This window comes from Streptomyces sp. NPDC002055 (assembly GCF_040296705.1).
Classification (GTDB): domain Bacteria; phylum Actinomycetota; class Actinomycetes; order Streptomycetales; family Streptomycetaceae; genus Streptomyces.
Genome location: NZ_JBEOXS010000014.1, coordinates 13,459 through 33,308, shown reverse-complemented (window position 1 = coordinate 33,308; position 19,850 = coordinate 13,459). Strand labels below are relative to the sequence as shown.

General features: G+C 71.5%; 22 protein-coding genes. 6 read left to right on the top strand and 16 right to left on the bottom strand.

Annotated features, from left to right (window positions below):
* Positions 1–6 precede the first annotated feature (6 nt).
* The 10 genes from ABT112_RS11115 to ABT112_RS11070 all read right to left on the bottom strand — a co-directional run bounded on the left by ABT112_RS11115 (position 7) and on the right by ABT112_RS11070 (position 7,671).
* The gene (locus tag ABT112_RS11115) at positions 7–864 is read right to left on the bottom strand and encodes a hypothetical protein (protein ID WP_351507988.1); all 858 of its coding nucleotides are present in this window, start codon (positions 862–864) and stop codon (positions 7–9) included.
* A gap of 259 nt (positions 865–1,123) precedes the next feature.
* On the bottom strand, positions 1,124–1,645 hold the full coding sequence (locus ABT112_RS11110) for a hypothetical protein (RefSeq protein ID WP_351507986.1): 522 nt from the start codon (positions 1,643–1,645) through the stop codon (positions 1,124–1,126).
* Between the two features lie 898 nt (positions 1,646–2,543).
* Positions 2,544–2,897 carry a hypothetical protein gene (locus tag ABT112_RS11105; RefSeq protein WP_351507984.1) on the bottom strand — a complete coding sequence of 118 codons (354 nt, stop codon included), beginning with the start codon at positions 2,895–2,897 and terminating at the stop codon, positions 2,544–2,546.
* A gap of 65 nt (positions 2,898–2,962) precedes the next feature.
* Positions 2,963–3,253: a hypothetical protein gene (locus ABT112_RS11100; RefSeq protein WP_351507982.1), complete on the bottom strand. Its 291-nt coding sequence runs from the start codon at positions 3,251–3,253 to the stop codon at positions 2,963–2,965.
* Positions 3,254–3,690: 437 nt separating this feature from the next.
* Positions 3,691–4,260, bottom strand: coding sequence for a phage tail tube protein (locus tag ABT112_RS11095; RefSeq protein WP_351507980.1), 570 nt, complete (start codon positions 4,258–4,260; stop codon positions 3,691–3,693).
* Between the two features lie 144 nt (positions 4,261–4,404).
* Positions 4,405–4,812: a hypothetical protein gene (locus tag ABT112_RS11090; RefSeq protein ID WP_351507978.1), complete on the bottom strand. Its 408-nt coding sequence runs from the start codon at positions 4,810–4,812 to the stop codon at positions 4,405–4,407.
* A gap of 276 nt (positions 4,813–5,088) precedes the next feature.
* Positions 5,089–6,063: a hypothetical protein gene (locus ABT112_RS11085; RefSeq protein WP_351507976.1), complete on the bottom strand. Its 975-nt coding sequence runs from the start codon at positions 6,061–6,063 to the stop codon at positions 5,089–5,091.
* Positions 6,064–6,296: 233 nt separating this feature from the next.
* The gene (locus ABT112_RS11080; RefSeq protein WP_502975315.1) at positions 6,297–6,506 is read right to left on the bottom strand and encodes a hypothetical protein; all 210 of its coding nucleotides are present in this window, start codon (positions 6,504–6,506) and stop codon (positions 6,297–6,299) included.
* Positions 6,506–7,252: a hypothetical protein gene (locus tag ABT112_RS11075; protein WP_351507972.1), complete on the bottom strand. Its 747-nt coding sequence runs from the start codon at positions 7,250–7,252 to the stop codon at positions 6,506–6,508. Before ABT112_RS11075 ends, ABT112_RS11080 begins: the two co-directional genes overlap by 1 nt.
* 182 nt (positions 7,253–7,434) lie before the next feature.
* On the bottom strand, positions 7,435–7,671 hold the full coding sequence (locus ABT112_RS11070) for a WhiB family transcriptional regulator (RefSeq protein ID WP_351507970.1): 237 nt from the start codon (positions 7,669–7,671) through the stop codon (positions 7,435–7,437).
* Positions 7,672–7,910: 239 nt separating this feature from the next.
* On the opposite strand from ABT112_RS11070, the gene ABT112_RS11065 reads away from it, so the two are divergent.
* A complete protein-coding gene (locus ABT112_RS11065; protein WP_351507968.1) occupies positions 7,911–8,351 on the top strand; it encodes a helix-turn-helix domain-containing protein in 441 nt (146 codons plus the stop codon).
* Between the two features lie 24 nt (positions 8,352–8,375).
* Positions 8,376–8,765 (top strand): hypothetical protein, encoded by a 390-nt coding sequence (locus ABT112_RS11060; protein WP_351507966.1) that lies wholly within the window; start codon positions 8,376–8,378, stop codon positions 8,763–8,765.
* A 170-nt stretch (positions 8,766–8,935) separates the two neighbouring features.
* Here ABT112_RS11060 and ABT112_RS11055 read toward each other — a convergent pair whose 3' ends face one another.
* From ABT112_RS11055 to sp36, 4 genes are all read right to left on the bottom strand, one after another.
* The gene (locus tag ABT112_RS11055; RefSeq protein WP_351507964.1) at positions 8,936–9,766 is read right to left on the bottom strand and encodes an MBL fold metallo-hydrolase; all 831 of its coding nucleotides are present in this window, start codon (positions 9,764–9,766) and stop codon (positions 8,936–8,938) included.
* On the bottom strand, positions 9,763–10,680 hold the full coding sequence (locus ABT112_RS11050) for an NUDIX hydrolase (protein ID WP_351507963.1): 918 nt from the start codon (positions 10,678–10,680) through the stop codon (positions 9,763–9,765). Before ABT112_RS11050 ends, ABT112_RS11055 begins: the two co-directional genes overlap by 4 nt.
* Before the next feature lie 168 nt (positions 10,681–10,848).
* Entirely contained in the window at positions 10,849–11,313 is a 465-nt protein-coding gene (locus ABT112_RS11045; RefSeq protein WP_351507961.1) for a RidA family protein, read from the bottom strand.
* On the bottom strand, positions 11,310–11,471 hold the full coding sequence (gene sp36, locus ABT112_RS11040) for a Sp36 family protein (protein ID WP_351507959.1): 162 nt from the start codon (positions 11,469–11,471) through the stop codon (positions 11,310–11,312). Before sp36 ends, ABT112_RS11045 begins: the two co-directional genes overlap by 4 nt.
* 71 nt (positions 11,472–11,542) lie before the next feature.
* Between sp36 and bagA the strand changes: the two genes are divergently transcribed.
* Together bagA and bagB are read left to right on the top strand one after the other, a co-directional pair.
* Positions 11,543–12,532, top strand: a complete 990-nt coding sequence (bagA, locus tag ABT112_RS11035) for an ATPase BagA (RefSeq protein WP_351507957.1) — start codon at positions 11,543–11,545, stop codon at positions 12,530–12,532.
* A 121-nt stretch (positions 12,533–12,653) separates the two neighbouring features.
* On the top strand, positions 12,654–13,898 hold the full coding sequence (gene bagB / locus ABT112_RS11030; protein ID WP_351507955.1) for an ATPase BagB: 1,245 nt from the start codon (positions 12,654–12,656) through the stop codon (positions 13,896–13,898).
* A 498-nt stretch (positions 13,899–14,396) separates the two neighbouring features.
* On the opposite strand, the gene ABT112_RS11025 is transcribed toward bagB, so the two are convergent.
* Complete coding sequence (locus ABT112_RS11025) at positions 14,397–14,783, bottom strand: WhiB family transcriptional regulator (RefSeq protein ID WP_351508210.1); 387 nt, start codon at positions 14,781–14,783, stop codon at positions 14,397–14,399.
* A gap of 331 nt (positions 14,784–15,114) precedes the next feature.
* Here ABT112_RS11025 and ABT112_RS11020 point away from each other — a divergent pair, with 331 nt between their 5' ends.
* On the top strand, positions 15,115–17,337 hold the full coding sequence (locus tag ABT112_RS11020) for a transglycosylase domain-containing protein (protein ID WP_351507953.1): 2,223 nt from the start codon (positions 15,115–15,117) through the stop codon (positions 17,335–17,337).
* Between the two features lie 553 nt (positions 17,338–17,890).
* Here ABT112_RS11020 and ABT112_RS11015 read toward each other — a convergent pair.
* The gene (locus ABT112_RS11015; protein WP_351507951.1) at positions 17,891–18,355 is read right to left on the bottom strand and encodes a GatB/YqeY domain-containing protein; all 465 of its coding nucleotides are present in this window, start codon (positions 18,353–18,355) and stop codon (positions 17,891–17,893) included.
* A gap of 244 nt (positions 18,356–18,599) precedes the next feature.
* Here ABT112_RS11015 and ABT112_RS11010 point away from each other — a divergent pair, with 244 nt between their 5' ends.
* Positions 18,600–19,538 carry a metallophosphoesterase gene (locus tag ABT112_RS11010; RefSeq protein WP_351507949.1) on the top strand — a complete coding sequence of 313 codons (939 nt, stop codon included), beginning with the start codon at positions 18,600–18,602 and terminating at the stop codon, positions 19,536–19,538.
* Positions 19,539–19,850 lie beyond the last annotated feature (312 nt).

Sequence of the window (19,850 nt, the reverse complement as noted above, 5' to 3'; positions counted from 1 at the left end):
CCGTCGTCACCTCCGGGCGAGCTGGCGCTGTCCGACGAGGACGGCGCGGGCGATGGTCTGGGAGTCGACCTGGACATGCACGGGGCGCTCGGCGAGGCGCTCCATGGCCTGGGCGAGACGCTGCAGCGCGGCGCCGCCGCCCTGGTGGCGGCTGAACATCCGCTCCAGCTTCGACAGCGGGATGACCGCCTCGGCCTCACCGGCCTCGGCGAGCAGCGCGAGCCGGCCGCCGTTGCGGGGCTGGACGACACCGCCCTGGGCGAGGGCCGGGATGTTGGGGATCTTCGGGATGTTGAGCCCGAACGACTTGCCACCGACGACGGGGACCCAGCCGGGGATGTTGACCTTGATCTTGTTCAGGCCGCCGATCGCACCGTTCATGGCGGTGATCAGGCCGCGGATGGGCGCGGTGAAGACGTTGACGACGCCCTTGAGGAGGGGCGTGAGGAACTTGATCGCCGAGCTGGTGGCCCCCTTGATCGCGCTCCAGGCGATCTCCATGCCGCGCTTGCCGAGCTTGACGACCTTGTCCATGTCGACGAAGCGGGCGATGAGCGGGGCCAGCAGCGTCATGATGAGGCCGAAGGGGTTGGCGGCCATGGCCAGGTTGAGCCCCTTCTGCGCGAGGGACGCGCCCTTGAGGCCCTTGCCGAGTCCGCCCATCGACTTGCCGGTCCGGTCGGCGTTCTTGCCGGCCTTGCCGACGGACTTCTCGACGGCGTCGGACTGCTTCTTGACGTCGCGGAGGGCCCGCTGCGACCCCGCGGCAGCGGACTTGAGCTTGTCGAGAGAGGTCTTGAGCCGGTCCGCTCCTCTCTTGGCCTTCCCCAGCGCACCATCCGTCTGGGTCAGAGCGGAGCGCATGGTGCGTAGTCCACTGCCACTTTGCGTAGCAGCGCCCCGCAACTTTCCTACGGAGGAGGCCAGTTTATCCGTTCCTCCCTTCATCCGGCCCAGTGGCGCGGAACTCTGTGCCGCCGCAGTTTTCAATCTGTTGACGGATGAGGCGCTCCCCCCTGCGGTCCGCGCAAAGCCCCGCAGGGCCGAATTGGCAGCCCGCAGCTTCACCGTGAGCGACATATTTCCCCTCCTTCAGAGAGTTCTCATTCGATGATGTCCCTGCTCAGAGGGCTTGTCCGAGGCCGTTGATACGCGTCTCGACGCGCTCGAACTCGTCGGCAATTCCTTGCAGGTCCCGGGCTGTCTGCCGGCGGATGGACGTAACGGCCCGCTTCGCTTCCTCTGCCTTGTTGCGGGCCTGCCCGGCCTCGCCCCGCACCCTGCTGATGTCCTGCCTCAGGTCTCTCTTGGCCGTGTTGATGGCTTCCTGGAGCTGAGTGGGGTGCAAGTTGTTGCTGCGGAGCTCCTGCTCTTCCTTCTCCTTCTCCTTCGCTTTCTCAAGATCCCCCAAGGGGTCCCACAGGGTCTTCTCCAGTTTGAGCCAGGTGGCCTCCGCATTGACAAGGTTGGCGGCACCCACAACAGCATTGGCTTCGGTTTTTACCCCCGAAGCCTCAAACTGTTTGACGTATTCCCGCTTGACCATGTCTTCCGTGAATGACTTCCAGCTCGATTTGAAGCTGGAGAACTCCCTTTTGAAGAGGCCGACAATCCAGACCTCGTCTTCACTACCAGCTTTTCCCACGGACTCACCTCCAGGCAATCCGGCCACCATGCACGGGATCCCGACAGTGCCGGAAAACAAAAGGACGCCCGTAGTGAAATCCACGGACGTCCCGTTCTACTGAACCTTCTGGACCTACTCCACTCGCATCTCCCAATGGTCCGAGGTTTCGAGGGTCACGTACCCCGGCTCCGGAAGCCGCAAAATGCCCCTGCGCTGGAGACCACAAGGGGCCAGATTCCGGGTGTCCCCTCCCGATACCGGATTGAAGAGGATGCGGCCGTACGCATACTCGTCCTCGAACTCGTAATGGAGATCGACGGATCGGCGAGAGCCGCCCAAGAATGCCACGGTATCGAGCCCGCACCCCTTGTACGGCTCCGAGGAGAGCAGCGGCACATCATCCGGGGCCAGAACCCTGATCTTCCATCGGTGCATGCCGCCGGCTCCCTCATGACCCCGACGGCGCCAGGTCGCCACTGAGTCGAACCTGGCAGGGAGGACGACGCGTAACGCTCCGCGTCCCGCAGTGCTCCCGAGATTGGGTCCGGCGTCCCTCCCGCGAGTACCGCCACGGACCGGATGGAAGCTGAAACTGCTGCTGAAGCCCCCTCGGAGCTCCAGCGGGATCGGCACCCCTTTCCCTGCACCCGGAATTGCAAGTTCCTTATCTCTCCAGCCCGACCATGCGCTGGGTTTCGCGTCAGCCATGCCCGTCCTCCCCTGAATCGTGCACAATGCAGAAGGACATCAAACCGCACCTTGACAGCACGGACATGACTTCTCCGCCTCTGCGGAGCCGGATCGGAACACCCGCCGGAAGAGCGCCATCGATGCCCTCATCACTGCCTGACGAGGGCATCTCCCCTATGACGCCCACGGCGCCGTGCTGCACGAGGCACCACCCCAGGCCCCGCGCTCAGGAGAAGAACCGCATGAGCTCCCCCCGGTCTGGCATCGGCCCGACCAGTTCCGGCCCGGCCTCGCCGGACCGGTCCTCACCCATGGCCTCCGGACCTGTCGCCCCCGGTCGCGGAATCGGCTCCGGGTAGTCCAACGGCTCCGCGTCCTCGTCCCGGTTGACCGTGGCGAACATCCAGTTGGAGACCGCCAGTTGATCGGCGACGGTGGCCAGCAGGTGGTCCGTCACCGACCACTCCGCCGCCTCGTCGTGCAGCTCGCGGGCGACCGCTCCGTCGCGTGGAAGGTGCGCGAGCAGCACCGCGAGCCGGCGGGAGGAGAGCCGGCCGCGGTGCCAGTCGAGCAGATCCACGCCGTAGTGGCGGAGCAGGTCCGCCTCCAGGGCCTCGGCGTGTTCGTCGACGAACGCGCCGAGGCTCAGCCTTCCCCCAGGCCCAGCCCCGTCTCCTTGCCGTAGGCCTCGAGGATCGCGCCGATGTCCTGCATCGTCACCTCGTGCCGGTTGAACCGGGCGAACTGCTGCTCACCGAGGAGCAGCTGGAGCAGCCCGTCCACATCGTTGTCGTCGAGGTCCCGGAGGTTCCTGGCGGTCTGCCGGGTGAGCTCGGTCGGGAGCTCGAAGGTGTCGTCGTCGAGCTGGAAGGTCCAGGCCCGGCCGAGCGCTTCCAGGCGCTGGGCACGGGCTGCGTTGACGTCGAATCCGGACATGCGCGGACTCCTTCACAGGTGGTGGAGAGATGAGGTGTGGAGAGGGAGGGGCGGTGTCCGGTGCGCCTTGGGGGCACACCGGACACCGCTGTGGTGCGTGACGAGCAGCCGGTCCGGCCGTACAGCGCCGCACGGGCAGCCGCGCGGCCGCACCACCGCCACTCGGGCAGCGGTACGGCCGCACAGCCACCGCCAAGGCAGCCGTTGCGGCGACACGGAAGCCGCGCGCCACGCACCCGGAACCCCGCGCCACGGCACGAACACGCAGAGGCCCACGGGGGAGGGCCGGCCCGTGCCGTGGCGCGAGGGCATGCGGGAGGTGCGGGACGTGCGGGTCCGCGCAGGCGCACCGACGGGGACGGTGCGACCGCGCGGACCTGAGCGGTCCCAGGAGAGACTCCGAAGGGGACCCCGAAGAGCCGCCCCGCACCCGCCGTTTACGCGTAGGACGGGTCCTTCATCAGGATGGTCGCCAGCGGCTTGGTGGTGTCCTCCACGGCCAGCGCGGTGAAGGTGACACCGAGCCGCACCGCACCGGTGCGGGTGAACGAGATCTCCTCGGTCTCGGTGACCTGACCGCGCGGGATGATGAACCGGTAGGTCGCCGCCCCGCCGTCGGTGAACTCGATGCCGAGCTGCCGCTCGTCCTTCTTCGGCTCGGCGGACAGGTCGTACTTGAACTGCCCCGCGGCGGCGCCGGCGGCCACCGCGTCCCCGCCCATGAAGAACGGCAGCGTGTCCTTGTTCAGCTGCAGGAGCTGGAACTTCACGGTCAGGTCGCGGTCGGAGTAGATGAACCGCGCCGGGCTCACCGACTGCCAGGTGTCGACCGGGTCGATCTTGTCCTTCTTGTTGAACTTGATGCCGTCGGTGGTCGTGTAGCCGAGGTCGATCCAGTCGGCGCTCCACGCGGCGGCGGTGTCGACCGGGGCGGCCTTGCCCGGGGCGGCGACCAGCACCCGCCCGGAACCGGCGACGCGAATCTCGGAACCCTTGTTGCCTGCCATGTGAACTCCTCATTCATCAGGTGGGTATGGCAAAGGCCCCGCCGGATCGTTCCGGCAGGGCCCGTAGGAGAGAGGCGCGAACTGCGCCTCAGAGGGTGCGCATCAGACGGTGCGTATCAGGCGATGCGCATCAGGTGGCGCACCTCAGGCGGTGCGGATCAGCAGCCGCACGGTGGAGAGGTAGCGGTTGCCCGCGGGGCGGTTGTAGTCGGGCAGCCAGCGCGGGCCGTCCGCCTCGACGACATCGGTGACGTACGCGCCCCCGTACGTCGTGCCGCGCGCCTGGAGCAGTGCGGCGCGGGCGACCAGGGCGACGCCGTGCGCGGCCGTCTTGTCCGGCCCGTAGACCTCGAGGTCCACCAGGGGCTGGTCGAGGTGCTGGTCGTCCACCCAGGCCCCGCCGGTCCGCGAGACCAGCACGGCCTTCTGGGTGCCGTTGAAGCCGGCGGGCGGCCGGTTGTCGACGGTCACTCCGGCCAGCTCGGCACGGTCCTTGAGGTGGTCGACGACGAGGCGTTCCACATCGGGGAAAGCGATCAGGGCATCACTCACATGCGGGCTCCTTGTCGGAAGCGGTGGCAGGAGAGAAGCGCGCGGCCGCCATCCGTGCGGATGGAGGAAGGAGTACGGACGGCAAGCCGCGCACATGCGAAACGGCGGACCGTTGCCCGGTGTCGGGCACAGCTCCGCCGCTGCACCAAGTGTGAACGAGATCGTGCGAGCGCGCAACCAACGTTCTCCGGACGGCTCCCCGCGGGTGCCGGACCCTCCGTGAGCTGCGCGGCGGGCCGTTCCCGATGCCTGCCGACACCGACGGCCCGCCTGCGGTCAGCTGGCCTTCTTCACCCAGGCGACGGCCAGCCACGGCGTCGACGCCGCTCCCACGGCCAGCAGCCAGCCCTCGGCCGTCGTGGGAAAGCCCAGGGCGAGGGGGAGCAGCAGAGCGGCACCGCAGATCAGGATTCCGAAGGCGGGCAGGTGGACTCCGGGCCGGAACTGTCGCAGCCATGCGGCGTCGCCCGGCTCCATGCACCCGACGGTGAAGCATCCGGCGACGACCGCCCCGGCCCAGATGAAGAAGGCGAAGACCCGCCCGTCGAAGAACCCTTCCCGGCTGTCCCGCACCCCGAGAGCCGGGCGGCCGGGCGCATACAGGACGTGGACCGGCTTCCCGGCCTTCGGAGGGCCCGCCGTCCTGGCCCCTTCGACGGTGACGGCCCGCGAGCCGTGCGGGAAGTCGAGGGTGACGACCACCCGGGCCGCGTACTGCTTCACGTCATTGATGCTGACCCCGGTGCCGACCGGTGTGCCGGTCACCCGGTCGATGGGGACGCGGTAGGAGCCGCCGCCCGACTTCAGCACCTCGGCCCGCCATGCGGCCTGTTCACCGTCCGGTCCCACCCCCTGGCAGAGCGCGGCTCCGCTGCTCAGCGCGATGGCGAAGCCGATGACCCAGCGCAGGACACGCGAGGGCCTGCGCTGTCGGGTACGCCGGGCCGCAACAGCGCGCCGGGGCTTGTCGGTGCTCCCAGCCCTTCCGTTGCGCCCAGCCCCTCCGGTGCTCCACGTCTTTTCGACGCTACGGAGCATGTCGGCGCCACGGCTCTTTTCGTAGCGCCGTTCCGCCGCTCTTCGGCGCTCGGCGGTCCAGGAGGAGAACACCCAGCAGCAGGCGAAGAGCACGGCGGCACACAGCGGCGCGAGTAACTCCGCCTTGGGCGGGAGGAAGAGCCAGGGCGCCAGCCCCATGACGATCGCACCGTACGCGCAGAGCAGCGTCAGCCACCCGGTCGTCCTGGTCACCCAGGTCATCGCAGCCCCCCAACAGGCCCCACCCCGGCCCCCCGGCGGTCCGCCGACGGCCCCTCACGAGGTGATCAGACCACGACGCACCGGGGCAGGCGCCGCGTACGCGTGGATCGGACGGAAACAGCAATTGCCCCACCGCATCGTCCGATGCGGTGGGGCAATTGCTGTTCCAGGGGCATGTGCATGCGCCGGCAGGGGACGCCCGGCGGGCCCCGCCCGGGCGCGGCCTACCCCCGCACAACACCCCCCGCCCCGCCCCGCTCATGGCCTCGCCGGGTGAGGCGCTCCGCAGCAAAGACGTCCTCCAGGCGGAAGAGTTGGGCCCGTCCACGCCTGCCCGCCGGCCGCAGGTGCCCCTGCTGCACCCACTTCCGTATCGTCGCCGCCGACACCTCGACCTCCAGGGCGGCGAGGGCGCCCGTGAGCAGTCCGGCGATCACGCTTCGTCTCCCGTCACCGCGGTGAGCAGGTCCTGCGGCAGGGTGCCGCTCGCGTCCGCGAGTTCGGTCCAGCGGTCCTCCGGCCAGGTGTGCCGGTACGCCGGGCTGTCCGCGCACCCGCACTCCGCGTCGGCGCAGCGGCAGGCCGGGTTGATGCACAGCACGGCCCGCCGGACGGGGAAGGCGCGCAGCGACACCGAGTCGCACCAGGGGCAGCGGCCCCGCACCCGGACCAGTGGCTCGGCCTCGCCGAGGGCCTGTCCGCAGCGGCGGGCCATCCGCCGGGCCTCCGTCAGCACGTGCTCCAGGAGCACCCGGTCGTCGCCGATCCGGTCCAGCAGTCCGGCGATCCGCGCCAGCCGCTGCGGCACGTCCGCCTTGCGGGGACGGCCGAGCCGCAGCCGGTCCCGGACGGCCTCCTCCAGTTCGATCACGCCGTCGGTGATGTCCCGGAGGGCGTCGGAGACGTGCAGCCGCAGGGGTGCGGCCCCGCCGCCGAGCGGGGTGATGCCGTGCCGGGCGTTCCAGACGGCGGCCGCCCGGTCCGCGCGCGCCTCCTGAGCCTGCCGGAGGAGGTCCGCGGGGGCGAGGTCGTAGGAGGGCCGGCTCCCGGGGCGGCCCGGGAGGAGCTCTTCGAGCAGCTCCGGGAACTGGCGGCTCAGCAGGCCGAGCCAGGTGCGGGCGCGCTCGGCGGCCGGGTCCGGCGCGGCCCCCGGGGCCGCCCGGTGCGGCGTACTGTCCACGGGCGCCGAAGGGGCCGTCGCCCTCCCGGGCTCCGCCCCGCTGAGAGGCATCCCCCTGGTGACCGGCGTCCCACTGGTATCAGTCGTCCCACTGGTGACAGGCGTCCCCCTGGTGGCAGGCATCCCTCTCATGGCAGGTGTCCCCCTCATGGCAGTCGTCGCGCTCCTGGCGGTGTTCTCACTCATGACAGCGGCACCTCGCGGCCGTTGCTCCACAGCCGGCCTCCGCAGACGCCGTCGAACCAGGTGTTCGCGGGGTCCACGGCGCGCAGGCAGAACTCGACGACAGGACAGGTGTTGCACGCCCGCAACGCGGGTGCGGCTTCGATGGGGCGCCGGGCGAAGACAGCGGCCGGAGGGAGGGCGGCGCAGCGGGCGCCTGCCCGCCAGTCGAAGCCCTCGGGATCGTGCGATGGCATGGGCACTCCGATGGGAAGGCCGAATCGGAACGGAGTGGGGGGAAGGGCAAGATTCGAACGACCTTGCGAGCTCGGAGGGATTTTTTCATGTTGCGCACTCGCACGCAACTCACACTTCCTTCACAACTGCCGTCGCCCGCTCCCGCTCTGCCCTTCACAGGGCCGCGGGCACCTGCCCCGTCCAGCCCATTTCGCACGCGCACGCGCGTTACCCTGGTGCGCGGATGGAGGGAGCGGACGTGACGAAGGACACCCTGGAGGACTTCGCGGCCTGGATGGAGGACCTCATGCGGTCCCGGGGCTACGACATCGACCACCCACGCGGCGGCGGCAGGTCCAAGGTCGCCGACGACGCGGGCGTGCACCGGGCCGCGGTCACCCGGCTGCTGCAGCGCCAGAGCATGCCCGACCTCGCGACCATGCGCGGACTGGCCCGCGCCCTGGACGTCCCCGTGCGGGACGTGCTGATCCGCTCGGGGAAGCTGACCGAAGAGGACCTGCCCGTGCCCGTGGCATACGCTCGGCAACGCGCAGCAGGGAGCCGGAGCATCACACTGGCGGAAGCTGCCGAGCTGCTCGGAATCCCCGAGGAGCGACGGGGGCTCTTCCTTCAGGTGGCGGCCCCGTTCCTGCCGTCCCAGGAGCCCGAGGCTCAGCGACGCAGGGCGGGCACCGGCTGAGAACGGGAGAACAGGGGGTACTTCATGGGCACGGACGAGAGCACGGCGGCACCCAGCCGTCCCGGCACCGGACCACGCTCCGCCGCCCCCGATGCCGCCCGGCCGATCACCCTCGGTGCCCGCGAACTCGCCGACTTACTCCTGGAGATGGGCCGCGCGACGACCGCCGGGGAGCTCGGTGTCCACCACCGGGCCGCCCTGGAGGAAGCCCATGAGGCCGGCTACGCCCAGGGGTGGCAGGACGCCATGCGGCACCTCGCCGAACAGGAGACCCGGGGCACCGGCGCCACCTCGCTCGCCGAGGTGATCGCCCTGATCGACGCGCCGCTGCCGGCGCCGCGCGCCCGCGAACTCCGCAGCCAGGAACCGCTGATGCCGCACCGCAAGCGCAAACCCGGAGAACAGTCCGGCTGACGGCGCCGGGCACGGACACCGTGCCCGGCGCAACAGCCCGCACCCCGGGCAGCTCAGCCGACGCGCATGCTCGGACCAGCCCGCACCCCGGCGGCTCAGCCCATGCTCCTGCCCGGCTCAGCCCGCGTTCCTGCTCGGACCGGCCCGTGCTCCTGCTCGGACCAGCCCGCTCAGATCAGCCCGTGCTCCCGCAGATAGTCCAGCTGCGCCCGCACCGACAGCTCCGCCGCGGGCCACAGCGACCGGTCCACATCGGCGTACACATGCGCGACGACCTCACCGGGTGTCCGGTACCCCGCCTCGACCGCCGTCTCCACCTGCGCCAGCCGGTTCGCGCGGTGCGCGAGATAGAACTCGACCGCGCCGCGGGCGTCGTTCAGCACCGGGCCGTGACCCGGCAGCACCGTGTCCACGCCGTCGTCCACGGTGAGCGAGCGCAGCCGGCGCAGCGACTCCAGGTACTCGCCGAGCCGTCCGTCCGGGTGGGCCACCATGGTCGTGCCCCGGCCGAGGACCGTGTCCCCGGTCAGGACCGCTCCGTCGGCCGGCAGGTGGAAGGAGAGGGAGTCGGCGGTGTGGCCGGGGGTGGGCACCACCCGGAGTTCCAGCCCGCCGGTGGTGATCACGTCACCGGCCTCCAGGCCCTCGTCCCCGAGCCGCAGCGCCGGGTCCAGCGCGCGGACCGGGGTGCGGGTCAGCTCCGCGAACCGGCCGGCCCCGTCCGCGTGGTCCGGGTGCCCGTGGGTGAGCAGCGTCAGCCCGATCCGCTTGCCCGCCCGCTCCGCGGTGGCGATGACGGCGTTCAGATGGTCCTCGTCGAGCGGCCCCGGGTCGATGACCACGGCGAGGTCCGCGTCGGGCTCGGCGACGATCCAGGTGTTGGTGCCGTCCAGGGTCATCGGCGACGGGTTCGGGGCCAGCACGCAGACGGCGCGCTCCGTCGCCGGACCCGCGATGGTCCCGCCGCGCGGCTGCCCGGGCAGGGAGGCTGCGTACGTCATGAGGCGGCTCCGCCCTCGGCCGGGGAAGCCGGGGAAGCCGGAGAGTCCGGAGAAGCCGGTGAGATGTGCCGGGTGAATTCGTCGTGCCCCGGCCAGCTCAGCACGATCTCGCCGTCCCGCAGCTCCGCCCGGGCCAGCACCGGAGTGAGGTCGCGCGCGGGCGCGGCGTCCAGCGCCTGGCCCGCCGACCCGTACGGTTCCAGCTCCCGGAGCGTGGAGATGGTGGGAGGCATCATCAGCAGCTCACCCCGGTCGTAGCCCGCCGCCGCCTCCGCGGGGCGGATCCAGACCGTCCGGTCCGCCTCGGTGGAGGCGTTCCGGGTCCGCTGGCCCTGCGGCAGCACGGCCACGAAGAACCAGGTGTCGTAGCGGCGCGGCTCGAACTCCGGGGTGATCCACCGCGCCCAGCCGCTCAGCAGGTCGCTGCGCAGCACCAGCCCGCGGCGCGCCAGGAACTCGGCGAAGGACAGCTCCCGGGCGACGAGTGCGGCCCGGTCGGCCTCCCAGTCCTCGCCCGTGGTGTCCGCGACCACGGTGTCCGCGGACGGCCCCGCCAGCAGGACGCCCGCCTCCTCGAAGGTCTCGCGCACCGCCGCGCAGACAACCGACTGGGCGGCGGCCTCGTCCTTCAGGCCGAGCCGGGCCGCCCAGGCCTCGGGGGCGGGGCCCGCCCACCCGACGGACCGCTCGTCGCGCGGGTCCACCGAACCGCCGGGATACGCGTACGCGCCCCCGGCGAACGCCATGGAGGCCCGTCTGCGCAGCATGTGGACGACGGGCCCGTGCTCGGTGTCGCGCAGCAGCAGCACGGTGGCGGCACGGCGCGGCTCCACCGGCGTGAGCTCGCCGCCGGCGAGCGCGCGGATCCGGTCGGGCCACTCCGGCGGGTACCACTGGCCATTCGTGGTGGACATGGCCGGATGCTATGCGTTTCCGACGGGATGTTCGAGAGGCACCCGCGGCCGCCGGGCCGGGAACGGTCCGGCCCGGGGCTGCACGCGGCAGCGGCCCGGCACCGGCCGGGGAGCCGCCCGCCGCCCCGCGGCGGCACGGATCCGTACGGCGGTGGTCGGTCCCGGAGGTCAGTCCGCGATCTCGACCTGGATCTCGACCTCGACCGGCGCGTCCAGCGGCAGCACCGCGACACCCACGGCGCTCCGGGCGTGCACGCCCTTCTCGCCCAGCACTTCGCCGAGCAGCTCACTGGCACCGTTGACGACCGCGGGCTGGCCGGTGAAGTCCGACGCCGAGGCGACGAACCCGACCACCTTCACCACCCGCGCGATCCGGTCCAGGTCGCCGACGGCCGACTTGACCGCGGCCAGGGCGTTGAGCGCGCACAGCCGCGCCAGCTCCTTGGCCTCCTCCGGCGTCACCTCGGCGCCGACCTTGCCCGTCACCCCGAGCTTGCCCTCGACCAGCGGCAGCTGCCCGGCGGTGAAGACATAGGAGCCGGAGCGGACAGCCGGCACGTAGGACGCCAGCGGCGCCGCGACGGCCGGCAGCGTGAGCCCCAGCGAGCTCAGCTTCTCCTCGACGGCGCTCATGCCTGCTTCTCCCGCTTGAAGTACGCCACCAGGGAGTCCCCGCCCTGCGGGCCCGGTACGACCTGGACGAGCTCCCAGCCCTCCTCGCCGAAGTTGTCGAGGATCTGCTTGGTGGCATGGATGAGCAGCGGCGCGGTCTGGTATTCCCACTTCGTCATGGGGCCGACTGTAACGCCTGTGGCCGAAGCCTCGTGCGTAGCCCGTGGCTCCACTGGTTAGGCTCCCCAGCATGAGCAGGTTCCACGTGGTCAGTGGCAAGGGCGGCACCGGCAAGACCACGGTCGCCGCTTCTCTCGCGCTCGCCCTCGCCGCCGAGGGGAAGCGCACTCTGCTGGTCGAGGTCGAGGGCCGGCAGGGCATCGCGCAGCTCTTCGAGACCGAGGCGCTGCCCTACGAGGAGCGGAAGATCGCGGTCGCCCCGGGCGGCGGCGAGGTGTACGCCCTCGCCATCGACGCCGAGCGCGCGCTGCTCGACTACCTCCAGATGTTCTACAAGCTGGGCAGCGCCGGCCGGGCGCTGAAGAAGCTCGGCGCAATCGACTTCGCCACGACTATCGCCCCCGGCCTGCGGGACGTCCTGCTCACCGGCAAGGCGTGCGAGGCGGTGCGCCGGAAGGGCCGGGACGGCCGCCCGGTCTACGACTCGGTGGTCATGGACGCCCCGCCGACCGGCCGGATCACCCGCTTCCTCAACGTCAACGACGAGGTCGCCGGGCTGGCCCGGATCGGACCGATACACAATCAGGCCCAGGCCGTCATGCGCGTCCTGAAGTCCGCCGAGACCTCCGTCCACCTGGTGACCCTGCTGGAGGAGATGCCGGTCCAGGAGACCATGGACGGCGTCGCGGAACTGCGGGAGGCGGGCCTGCCCGTCGGCGGCATCCTGATCAACATGGTGCGGCCGCAGGTCCTCGACGAGGAGGCCGTGGAGGCCGCGGCCACCAGCCGTCGCACGGCCGTCGCCAAGGCGCTCTCCCAGGCGGGACTGGGCGGGGCGCGCCGCGGGGGGCTGGCCGAGCGGCTCGTCGACCCGCTGCTGGCGGAGGCCCGCGAGCACGCCGAGCGCCTCCGGCTGGAGCGCGAGCAGCGGACGGCCATCGCCGACCTCGACCTGCCGACGTACGAACTGGAACTCCTCGGCGACGGAGGCGACCTCTCCGGCCTCTACCGGCTCGCCCGGGACCTGCGGAAGCAGGGCGTCGAGGAGGAGGCGTGGTGAGCCGGGGCGGCCACCCGCCCGGCCCCCGGGGCCACGCCGCCGGCCGGCCCGGCCGCACCCGCCCCGAGCCCCGCACCCGCCGTGACCGCCCCGAGTGCCGTGGACGAAGCGAGGACACCGCATGACCCTGGAGGCCGCTCCCCCGCTGGAGACCGACCCGCTGCTGGACGACCCGGGCACCCGCATCGTCGTGTGCTGCGGCTCCGGCGGCGTGGGCAAGACGACCACGGCCGCGGCGCTGGGCGTACGGGCGGCCGAGCGCGGCCGGAAGGTCGTCGTCCTCACCATCGACCCGGCCCGCCGGCTCGCCCAGTCGATGGGCATCGCCTCGCTGGACAACGTCCCCCGCCGGGTCGAGGGGATCGACACGGCCCCCGGCGGCGAACTCCACGCCATGATGCTCGACATGAAGCGGACCTTCGACGAGGTCGTCGAGGCCCACGCGGACGCCGAACGGTCCCGCACGATCCTGGAGAACCCCTTCTACCAGTCCCTCTCCGCGGGCTTCGCCGGCACGCAGGAGTACATGGCCATGGAGAAGCTGGGCCAGCTGCGCGCGCGGGACGAGTGGGACCTCATCATCGTGGACACCCCGCCCAGCCGCTCCGCCCTGGACTTCCTGGACGCCCCCAAGCGCCTCGGCTCCTTCCTGGACGGCAAGTTCATCCGGATGCTGATGGCCCCGGCCAAGATCGGCGGCCGGGCGGGGATGAAGTTCCTCAATGTCGGCATGTCGATGATGACCGGCACCCTCAGCAAGCTGATGGGGACGCAGCTGCTCCGCGACGTGCAGACGTTCGTGGCGGCGATGGACACCACCTTCGGCGGCTTCCGGACCCGCGCGGACGCCACCTACCGGCTGCTCCAGGCGCCGGGCACGGCATTTCTGGTGGTCGCGGCGCCGGAGCGGGACGCCCTGCGCGAGGCCGCGTACTTCGTCGAGCGGCTGGCCGCCGAGAGCATGCCGCTGGCCGGGCTGGTGCTGAACCGGGTGCACGGCAGCGGCGCCGCTCAGCTCGGCGCGGAGCGCGCCCTGGCGGCCGCGGAAAATCTTGAGGAAAGCCGCATTGTCGATCGTGCGGGCGGGCAAGCTGGCAGTCGTACGCCCGAGAGCCCCGACGGTGACTCCCCCGCGGTCGAGGGCGATTCGGATCCCGCAGAACTACTCGCCGCCGGACTGCTGCGGCTGCACGCCGAACGCATGCAGGTGCTCGCGCGTGAGCAGCGCATGCGCGACCGGTTCACCGCCCTGCACCCGGAAGTCGCCGTGGCCGAAGTGGCGGCACTGCCCGGTGACGTCCACGATCTCGACGGCCTGCGCGCCATCGGAAACCGGCTCGCGACCGGCAGCCCGGTCGGAGCCTGAGCCCGGCCCGTCGACGACGTACCTGACCGACCGCGCACCTGACCGAACGCCGCGCCTGACCGGCCTCGCCCCCGCGCGGCCACGCCCGGCCCGCCCGTCCGCGGCCGGCCGATGAGTCGTTGGCCGAAGGGACTCAACCGAGCGGACACCGAGCCACGGCCGCACCGCATCACGGCATGCCTCACCCCGGTGCGGCGACGCGTGACAGCGCCGCCGCACCGGGGTGCACGAGATCACCGCGGCTCGACGTGCCGCCGAAGGGGCGGCAGCTCCCGTGCCGACGGCGGACAGCCGACGGCGCACGAGCTGCCGAACCCGGAGTCGGCACACGGATGAGACGCGGGTGGTGAGGCAGGTGGTGAGGGGGCCGGTGGATGAGGAACTGTTCGCAGCGGATCCGGCGGGTTCCTGTCCGGTGTCGCGAGCGACGGCGGACCGAACGGCGGCAGACGTGGGTGTGGGGGGCCGCGGGATCAGTTCAGCGCATCTGCCGGCCGGCTACCCCGCCGCAGCGAAGTCCTCGTCCTCCAGCTCCATCGGCAGGATGCCGATGCTCTGCTCGTACTCCGTGCGCGCGGTCTCCAGGAGCCTGCGCCATGAGGTGACCGTGGGACGACGGCGCAACAGCGCGCGACGCTCCCGCTCGGTCATGCCACCCCACACGCCGAACTCGACGCGATTGTCGAGCGCGTCGGCAAGGCACTCGGTGCGCACCGGGCATCCGGTGCAGACCGCTTTGGCCCTGTTCTGCGCTGCCCCCTGGACGAACAGTTCGTCCGGATCAGTCGTGCGGCACGCTGCCAGCGTGCTCCAGTCGGTAACCCAGCTACTCATGCTGGTGCCGTCCTCTCCCGAATCGAGGCTCCCCCACGGCGGCAGCGGCATATTCACCGTTGCCAGTTGAGGACGTTACGGAAGGCAGACAGGGCGCAACACCCCCTGCGGGCCCAATCTTGGATGGCCCGAACGGACTATGCGTACGCGGCAGATCACCCAACGGAGTGATGTGAGGGCATACGTAACAATCCCGACAAAGCGGGATGGTTGCGAGGCCTCGCCGAGGATGCCGGACGGCACAAGACGTCACTCCGGACACAACTCCGTCCGGGGGGAGGACGAGGAGGAGAAGCGCGGACACACGTCGCCGTGACAGTCAGAGACAGCTTAGGCCAAGGGATGTATACGTGTCCGGCGAATGAGAACGTAGGCTGCCCTCATGTCTCAGAAGCGTTCGGGCGGTGGTCTGAGCAGAACACAGCAGGCCGCCAGGTTCCTCGGTGTCAGCGTGCTAGCCGGAGCCGTACTGGCGGGCATCGCACTCCCCGCCGCGGGAGCCCTGGGCCTCGCGGCCAAGGGGTCCGTCGAGGGCTTCGACGAGATCCCGGCGAACCTCAAGCGGCCGCCGCTGAGCCAGAAGACCACGATCCTGGACGCCAAGGGCGGCAAGATCGCCTCGGTCTACTCCCGCGACCGCACCGTGGTGGACCTCGACGACATCTCCCCGTACATGCGGAAGGCGATCGTCGCGATCGAGGACGCGCGCTTCTACCGGCACGGGGCGATCGACCTGAAGGGCATCCTGCGGGCCCTCAACAAGAACGCCCAGAACGGCGGCGTCTCCCAGGGCGCCTCGACCCTCACCCAGCAGTACGTGAAGAACGTCTTCGTGGAGGAGGCCGGCGACGACCCCGACAAGGTCGCCCAGGCCACCCAGCAGACGATCGGCCGCAAGGTCAAGGAGATCAAGTACGCGATCCAGGTGGAGGAAGAGCTCGGGAAGAAGAAGATCCTCGAGAACTACCTCAACATCACCTTCTTCGGGCAGCAGGCCTACGGCGTCGAGGCCGCGGCCCAGCGCTACTTCAGCACCTCGGCGAAGGACCTGAAGCTGGAGGAGGCCGCGCTGCTGGCCGGGATCGTCCAGTCGCCCAGCCGCTGGGACCCGATGAACAACGAGGGCGAGGCCACCAAGCGCCGCAACGCCGTCCTGCAGCGCATGGCCGACCTGGGTGACATCTCCCAGTCCCGGGCCGACGCGGCCAAGCGGAAGCCGATCCGGCTGGACGTCAGCACCCCGCGGAACGGCTGCATCACCGCCACCAGCGCGGCCGGCTTCTACTGCGACTACGTCCGTGAGGTCTTCCTCCAGGACGAGGTCTTCGGCAAGAGCCGCAAGGCCCGCGCCAAGCGCTGGGCGCAGGGCGGCATGACGATCCGCACCACGCTCGACCCGAAGGCCCAGAAGTCGGTCCAGGCCTCGATCGACGACCACGTCTCGCAGGGCGACAAGGTCGCCACCGCGGTGTCGCTGATCGAACCGGGCACCGGCCGGATCATGGGCATGGGCCAGAGCAGGCCCTACGGCTTCGGCGACCACGAGACGCAGATCAACCTGTCCGTGGACCGGCAGATGGGCGGCTCGAACTACGGCTTCCAGGTCGGTTCGACGTTCAAGCCGGTGACCGCCGCGGCGGCGCTGGAACAGGGCCTGCCGATGAGCAAGAGCTACTCGGCGCCCTACAAGATGGCGTACCCGAGCCCGGTCAGGACCTGCAAGGGCAACTGGGTCAACACCGACGGCGCCACGGTCAGCAACGAGCTGGAGTCCGAGGTCGGGCCGTACGGGATGAAGGAGGCGACCGCCAAGTCGGTCAACACCTACTTCGTGCAGCTGATCAGCGACATCGGCGTCTGCCCCGTCACCGACCTGGCGTCCGACCTGGGGATCCGGATGGGCAACGGCGACAAGCTGCCGCAGGGCCCCGCGGTCACCCTGGGCAGCGCCACCATCTCCCCGCTGGCCATGGCCAACGCCTACGCCACCTTCGCCAACCGGGGCACCTACTGCACCCCGGTCGCCATCGACTCCGTCACCGACGCTGCCGGCCGGAAGCTGCGCGTGCCCAAGACCAGTTGCAAGAAGGTCATGTCGCAGAAGACGGCGGACAGCATCAACACCCTGCTGCGCGGTGTGGTCGAGGACGGCACCGGAAAGCAGGCGGGCCTCTCGGGCCGGGACAGCGCGGGCAAGACCGGCACCACCGACGGCCGCGTGGCCGCGTGGTTCGTCGGCTACACGCCGAACCTGGCCGGCGCGGTCTGGGTCGGCAGCCCGACCACCAAGGTGCCGATGGAGAACATCACCATCGGCGGGCAGTACTACCCGAAGGTCTTCGGCGGCGGGGTCCCCGGACCGATCTGGCGCGACGCGATGAGCGGCGCGCTGGAGGGGAAGCCGGCGCCCCGGCTGCCGACGGTGCACGTCGCGGAGCCGCCCGCGGCCAAGCCCGACCGCCCCGGCCACGGTGGGGGCAACGGCGGAGGCAACGGCGGCGGAGGCGACTTCGAGTGGCCCGAGATCTCGCTCCCGCCGAACCTCATCGGCGGCGGCGACGGCGGTTTCACCGGCGGCGGCAACGGGCGCGGCCGGAAGCACTGAGCACGCCGCGCGGTTCCGGCGCGGAGCCGGCTGAAGTGCGGCCACGCTCGAAGCGGAGCTGACAGGGCGGCCCCGGACCATGTGGCCATGTGGTCCGGGGCCGCCTCTGTTGTCTGTGCCGACCGGTGCGGAGGGCGGGGGAACGCGCACAAGGGGTACGCCCCCGGGGCCCGCACGAGGGAGAGGTGGCCTGGGCGTCCGCCCGAGGGGGACGCACCGTCGGGTCCGCCCGAGGGGGACGTGCCCTCGGGGTCCGCCGGCGGTGAGGTGACCTCGGCGAGCCCCGTCGAGCCCCGTCGAGCCGCACGTGGCGAGCGGGGCTCGGGCTCGGGCTCGGGCTCGGGCTCGGGCTCGGGCTCGGGCTCGGGCTCGGGCTCGGGCTCGGGCTCGGGCTCGGGCTCGGGCTCGGGCTCGGGCCGCATGAGCGGACATGGTGTCGGGGCCGGCACGGCTCGCGGGGCGGCCCGACATCTCGATACCGGCGCACGGGGCAGGAGCGCACGGCCCCCGGGAAGCCGCCCGCCCCGGCGGCGGGTCCCGGTCCGGCGGCAGGTCAGCCCGTGAGGTGGCGCTTGACCTCGGCGGCGACCCGGCCGCCCTCGGCCCGCCCGGCCACCTTGGGGTTCACGATCTTCATGACCGCACCCATGGCCCGCGGCCCCTCGGCGCCACCGGCCACGGCCTCCTTCACGGCCTCCGCGACCAGCGCGCTCAGCTCCTCGTCGGAGAGCTGCTGCGGCAGGTACGCGGCCAGCACCTCGCCCTCGGCCTTCTCCCGCTCGGCCTGCTCGGCCCGGCCGCCCTGGGCGAACGCCTCGGCCGCCTCCCGGCGCTTCTTCGCCTCGCGGGCGATCACCTTCTGCACCTCGTCGTCGGAGAGCTCGCGCGCGGACTTGCCCGCGACCTCCTCGTTGGTGATCGCGGAGAGGGTGAGCCGGAGCGTGGAGGAGCGCAGCTCGTCACGGGCCTTGATCGCCGCGGTGAGGTCGTCCTGAAGTGTGGCCTTGAGCGTGGTCATGCCGATGAGTATGCCCGGCGGGGCTGGGCCCCGCCCACCGCATTCCTGCCGCCCCGGCCCGGAGACCGTGCCGCCGTCCCACCCCGGGACCCGGCCGAAGGAGCATGGCCGTCGCGGGCCCCTGCGCCACGTGCGCGACCGCCGTCGGAGGGCGACGCGCGCGGCCCACCGGCGAGGGCGCCCCGGGAACCCGCACGGACCGCCCGGACTGCCCGGTCGCCGCACTGTCTGCGACCATGGGGCCATGCGCGCGCGATACGCAGTACCCCTGGGAATCACGGCAGTCGGCGCGGCCGGCCTCGCCTACGCAACCGGCGTCGAACCCCGCTCGTTCCGGCTCCGCCGGATCACGGTGCCGGTGCTGCCGCCCGGGATGCGGCAGCTGCGCATGCTCCAGGTCTCGGACATCCACATGGTCTCCGGACAGGGCAAGAAGCGGCGGTGGCTGCAGTCGCTCGCCGGCCTGCGGCCGGACTTCGTCATCAACACCGGCGACAACCTCTCCGACAAGAAGGCCGTCCCCGAGGTGCTGGACGCACTCGGACCGCTGATGGAGTTCCCCGGGGCGTACGTCTTCGGCTCGAACGACTACTACGCTCCCCGGCTGCGCAACCCCGCCCGCTACCTCCTGGAGAGGGCCCGCGGCCAGCACGGCCTCAACGGCAAGAACGACCCCGCGGTCGGCGTCGAGCGCAACCCGTGGGAGGGCATGCGGGACGCCTTCGACGAGGCGGGCTGGGTGGGGCTCTCGAACACCCGCGGCCGGCTGAAGCTCGGCGGACTCGACGGCCTGGAGATCGCGCTCACCGGGCTGGACGACCCGCACATCAAGCGGGACCGGTACGCCGAGGTGGCGGGCGGCCCCGAGGACGCGGACCTCTCCCTGGCCGTCGTCCACGCCCCGTACCTGCGGACCCTCGACGCCTTCACCGCGGACCGCTACCCGCTGATCCTGGCCGGGCACACCCACGGCGGCCAGCTCTGCGTCCCCTTCTACGGGGCCCTGGTCACCAACTGCGACCTGGACACCCAGCGGGTCAAGGGCCTGTCGACGCACAGCGCCGAGGGCAGGACCTCCTACCTGCACGTCTCGGCGGGCTGCGGCGCCAACCGGTACACCCCGGTGCGCTTCGCCTGCCCGCCCGAGGCGACGCTGCTGACCCTGACCGCACGCGACGCCTGACCCCACCGCACATCCCCCCTGCCCGGACCGGGCGGCCGCTCCCGCGCGGCCACCGGCCCGGGCAGTCGCTTTCCCGGCACGGCGCCCCCACATCCGGTCGTGACGGACCGGGGAACCATGAGCAGGACCTGTGACGGCGGTCACATCCAGCGACACGCGGGCGAAGCGCGACCCCATCCCCTTCGCCCCACCGGCCGGGAACGACGACAACTCCGCCAACCCCGCCCGCTCTTCCGCCGCCCGGGCTGCCACCACCGGCACGAAGCCGGGCGAGGAGCCACCCGCTGCGAGCAGGTAACCGGATTTCGCATG

Coding starts and splice junctions, on each gene's coding strand:
- ABT112_RS11115 (WP_351507988.1), bottom strand. CDS start 864: ATGCGCTCCGCTCTGACCCAGACGGATGGTGCGCTGGGGAAGGCCAAG.
- ABT112_RS11100 (WP_351507982.1), bottom strand. CDS start 3,253: ATGTCCGGATTCGACGTCAACGCAGCCCGTGCCCAGCGCCTGGAAGCG.
- ABT112_RS11095 (WP_351507980.1), bottom strand. CDS start 4,260: ATGGCAGGCAACAAGGGTTCCGAGATTCGCGTCGCCGGTTCCGGGCGG.
- ABT112_RS11070 (WP_351507970.1), bottom strand. CDS start 7,671: ATGCCATCGCACGATCCCGAGGGCTTCGACTGGCGGGCAGGCGCCCGC.
- ABT112_RS11060 (WP_351507966.1), top strand. CDS start 8,376: ATGGGCACGGACGAGAGCACGGCGGCACCCAGCCGTCCCGGCACCGGA.
- ABT112_RS11055 (WP_351507964.1), bottom strand. CDS start 9,766: ATGACGTACGCAGCCTCCCTGCCCGGGCAGCCGCGCGGCGGGACCATC.
- ABT112_RS11050 (WP_351507963.1), bottom strand. CDS start 10,680: ATGTCCACCACGAATGGCCAGTGGTACCCGCCGGAGTGGCCCGACCGG.
- ABT112_RS11045 (WP_351507961.1), bottom strand. CDS start 11,313: ATGAGCGCCGTCGAGGAGAAGCTGAGCTCGCTGGGGCTCACGCTGCCG.
- sp36 (WP_351507959.1), bottom strand. CDS start 11,471: ATGACGAAGTGGGAATACCAGACCGCGCCGCTGCTCATCCATGCCACC.
- bagA (WP_351507957.1), top strand. CDS start 11,543: ATGAGCAGGTTCCACGTGGTCAGTGGCAAGGGCGGCACCGGCAAGACC.
- bagB (WP_351507955.1), top strand. CDS start 12,654: ATGACCCTGGAGGCCGCTCCCCCGCTGGAGACCGACCCGCTGCTGGAC.
- ABT112_RS11025 (WP_351508210.1), bottom strand. CDS start 14,783: ATGCCGCTGCCGCCGTGGGGGAGCCTCGATTCGGGAGAGGACGGCACC.
- ABT112_RS11020 (WP_351507953.1), top strand. CDS start 15,115: ATGTCTCAGAAGCGTTCGGGCGGTGGTCTGAGCAGAACACAGCAGGCC.
- ABT112_RS11015 (WP_351507951.1), bottom strand. CDS start 18,355: ATGACCACGCTCAAGGCCACACTTCAGGACGACCTCACCGCGGCGATC.
- ABT112_RS11010 (WP_351507949.1), top strand. CDS start 18,600: ATGCGCGCGCGATACGCAGTACCCCTGGGAATCACGGCAGTCGGCGCG.